The following is a 3,165-nucleotide window of genomic DNA, read 5'->3' as shown; positions in this document are numbered from 1 at the left end:
GCCCCCGCCCATGAAGCCCCTCAGTGAAAGCTGAGGGGCTTTCCTTTTTTGGTTCATGGGTACCGGAGGCTTCTGCTCCCGTTTACGGTACAAACCAATTCAGTGACCCACGTCAATGGCACTCCAGACCACTGCTAAGAAACTTGCGCCTTATGCGTGCATGGACGACGAAACTTGCAGCTTATGCGTGTACTCGCTTGCAACTTATGCCGCGAGCTCAACCGCTAACCCGTTGATTCCAAAGGACTGAGACTTGCGCTTTGTGCGCACACCCACAGGCACCACCGGCAGGCGGTTTTTTCGGGCTATAAAGATGCATTTCATATGACTGTTCAGATAAAGCCGGTGCCTGCGCGGCCACCCCAAACACCCCAGCCAACCATCTCCGGCCCGGACGGCGCCTGGCGCTGGGCGGGCCTGTGGCTGGCGCCCCACCGCCTGGCCTTTTTCAGCGGCGTGCTGCTGCTCATGGCCTCGGGCGTCTGGTGGGCTGCGGTGCAGCTCGACCGCGTCACCGGCTGGCTCGGGCTGTCCTATGCCGTCTCGCCCACGCTCACCCACGGCGCCGTCATGGTGCTGGGCTTCATGCCGCTGTTCTTCGCCGGCTTCCTGTTCACCGCCGGGCCCAAATGGCTGGGCGTGGCGGGGCCAGAGGCGCGCGCCCTCACGCCCGCACTGGCCCTGCAGGTGCTGGGCTGGCTGCTGTGGCTGGCCGGGGCGCACACCCACACGGCGCTGGCCGCGGCCGGCGCGTTCACCGCCAGCCTGGGGCTGGCCCTGCAGTTCGGGCGCTTCTGGCAGCTGTGGTGGCGCAGCCCGGCGCCCGACCGGGTGCACGCCACCGTGGTGGCCGTGGGCGGCACGCTGGGCACTGTGTGCACCGCCGGCCTGGGCGTGGCCGTGTGGCTGGACGCCGGCCCGGTGGCCCTGGCCCTGGTGCACACCGCGCTGTGGGGCTTCATCGTCGCCACCTACGTGGCCGTGGCGCACCGCATGATCCCGTTTTTCACCTCCGGCGTGCTGCCCATGATCGAGCTTTGGCGCCCGTTCTGGGTGCTGTGGCTCATGCTGGGCGCGGTGGTGCTGGAGATTGCCTCGGTGTGGCTGATGGTCGCCGGCTGGGGCGAGGGCACGGCCTGGCGCCTGCTGCGCGGTGCGCTCGAACTGGGCCTGGGCGGCGTGCTGGTCTGGCTGGCCTGGGTCTGGGGCCTGGTGCAAAGCCTCAAGGTCCGCCTGCTGGCCATGCTGCACGTGGGTTTCGTGTGGTTCGGCCTGTCGCTGCTGCTCTCGGGTGCGTCGCAATGGCTGCTGGCCGCGGGCGGTGTGCCCACCCTGGGGCTGGGTGCGCTGCACGCGCTCACCATGGGTTTCCTGGGCTCCATCCTGCTGGCCATGGTCACGCGCGTGGCCTGCGGCCACAGCGGCCGCGCCCTGGTGGCCGACGCCACCGTGTGGACCCTGTTCTGGGTGTTGCAGGCCGCCGTGCTGTTGCGCATCGCCGGCACCCTGCCGCAGGCCGGCGGTGGCTGGCTGCTGGCCGCGGCGCTGCTGTGGGCCGGCACCGTGCTGGTCTGGGGCACCCGGCTGCTCGACTGGTTCGGCCGGCCGCGCCCCGATGGCCGGCCCGGTTGACAATGTCCGCCATGGACACCACACCCGACTGGGCCAGCCTGGCCACCGAACTGCTGGCCGCCCGCCAGACCGTGCTGCCCTGGCGGCTGGGCGGGCCCGGGCCCGACGCCGCGCAGCTGCAGGCCATCCTGGCCGCCGCCGCCAGTGCACCCGACCACCGTTGCCTGCTGCCCTGGCGCTTCATCACCGTGGCGGCCGACCAGCGCGACGCCCTGGCCGAGGTCTTTGCCCAGGCCCTGCTTGAACGCGACCCGCAGGCCGCCCCGCACGAGGTGGCCAAGGCGCGTGAGAAAGGCTTCCGTTCGCCCTTCCTGGCCCTGCTGGTGGTGGACGCCGAGAAAGGCGACGCCGACATCGGTCTGGCCGAACGCCTGGTCTCGGCCGGCGCCGCGGCGCAGAACGTGCTGATCATGGCCACGGCCTTGGGTTTTGGCTCGGCGCTGACCGCCGGGCAGTCGGTGCGCTCGGCCGTGCTGCACCGTTTCTTTGGCCTGCGCGCGAGCGAGCAGGCCGTGTGCTTCGTCAACATCGGCACCGCGCTGTCGCACGGCACGGCGCGTGTCCGCCCGGCCGTGGCCGACTACGTCCACGCGTTGGGTGCAGGAGATCCCGCATGAGCAGCACCAAAGTCCAGATCGGCCTGCCCGGCCACAGCGCACCCGGCGTGGGTTTCGACGCTCCGTTCGAGATGCTCGACGCTTGCCACGAACGCGTCGAACGCATGCTGCGCCTGCTGGGCAAGATCCGCGAACACGTGCAGACGCACGGTGCTGATGCGCAGGCCCGCGACGCCGCCCGTGACGTGATGCGCTACTTCGACCAGGCCGGTCCGCACCACCACGAAGACGAAGAACGCCACGTGTTCCCGGCGCTGCTCGCACAGCGCGACCCGGCCGTGGTGGCCGTGGTCATCCGCCTCCAGCACGACCACCGCGAGATGGCGGTGATGTGGGCGCAGGTGCGCTCGGCGCTGTCGGGGCTGGTGGAAGCCGGTGAGCACTGGCCCGGTTTTTCGGCCGACGACCCGCAGCGTTTCGACGCCTACGACGCCCTGTACCGCCGGCACCTGGTGGACGAGAACGGCGTGGTCTATCCGGCGGCGCGCTCGGTCATCCGCGGCGCGGCGCTGCAGGCAATGGGTGCGGACATGATGGCGCGGCGGGGTGTGGTCTGACCGGTCTGCGCCTCATATCCAACGGTTCACGTTGTGCCTCTCGTGTGAGGGGTTTCAGGGAGATCTCCGTGTCATCGTCCGTTGTCGGGTTCAAGTGGGTGGCGGTCCTGGCCGCTGCGTCGTTGTGGGCTTGCGCCGCCGTGCCCGTGGAGCCTTTGCCCGCTCTGCCCGAAGGAGCGTCGGCTGAGTTGCTGGTCTACCGCGTCCCATCGTTCGCCGCGGGTGGCGTCACCGCCGCCGTGGGCACGGCGGGCAAGGCGTTTGCCCACCTGGACAGCGGCGACTACGCCGTGGCACGCCTGGCGCCGGGCGAACGTCAGGTGTTTGTCCAGGCCCGCAGCGGTACCCCGACCCTGCTG

4 protein-coding genes are annotated in these 3,165 nt (G+C 70.0%); all 4 read left to right on the top strand.

Annotated features, from left to right (window positions below; translation table 11 throughout):
• Positions 1–324: 324 nt before the first annotated feature.
• Complete coding sequence (locus ACR2JA_RS12400; protein WP_434009389.1) at positions 325–1,632, top strand: NnrS family protein; 1,308 nt, start codon at positions 325–327, stop codon at positions 1,630–1,632.
• An 11-nt stretch (positions 1,633–1,643) separates the two neighbouring features.
• Positions 1,644–2,249 (top strand): nitroreductase family protein, encoded by a 606-nt coding sequence (locus tag ACR2JA_RS12395; RefSeq protein ID WP_434009388.1) that lies wholly within the window; start codon positions 1,644–1,646, stop codon positions 2,247–2,249.
• Positions 2,246–2,806 carry a hemerythrin domain-containing protein gene (locus tag ACR2JA_RS12390; RefSeq protein WP_434009387.1) on the top strand — a complete coding sequence of 187 codons (561 nt, stop codon included), beginning with the start codon at positions 2,246–2,248 and terminating at the stop codon, positions 2,804–2,806. The genes ACR2JA_RS12395 and ACR2JA_RS12390 overlap by 4 nt, the downstream gene beginning before the upstream one ends.
• Positions 2,807–2,874: 68 nt before the next feature.
• A partial coding sequence (locus tag ACR2JA_RS12385) for a hypothetical protein (RefSeq protein ID WP_434009386.1) occupies positions 2,875–3,165 on the top strand: 291 nt, incomplete at its 3' end.

Origin of the sequence: Hydrogenophaga sp., assembly GCF_051007235.1 — a bacterium.
Taxonomy (GTDB): domain Bacteria; phylum Pseudomonadota; class Gammaproteobacteria; order Burkholderiales; family Burkholderiaceae_C; genus Hydrogenophaga.
This window is presented reverse-complemented; position numbering and strand designations above follow the sequence as displayed.

What these genes read in the sequence shown, in the direction of transcription:
- ACR2JA_RS12400 (WP_434009389.1), top strand. Translation starts at nt 325, where the DNA reads ATGACTGTTCAGATAAAGCCGGTGCCTGCGCGGCCACCCCAAACACCC.
- ACR2JA_RS12390 (WP_434009387.1), top strand. Translation starts at nt 2,246, where the DNA reads ATGAGCAGCACCAAAGTCCAGATCGGCCTGCCCGGCCACAGCGCACCC.
- ACR2JA_RS12395 (WP_434009388.1), top strand. Translation starts at nt 1,644, where the DNA reads ATGGACACCACACCCGACTGGGCCAGCCTGGCCACCGAACTGCTGGCC.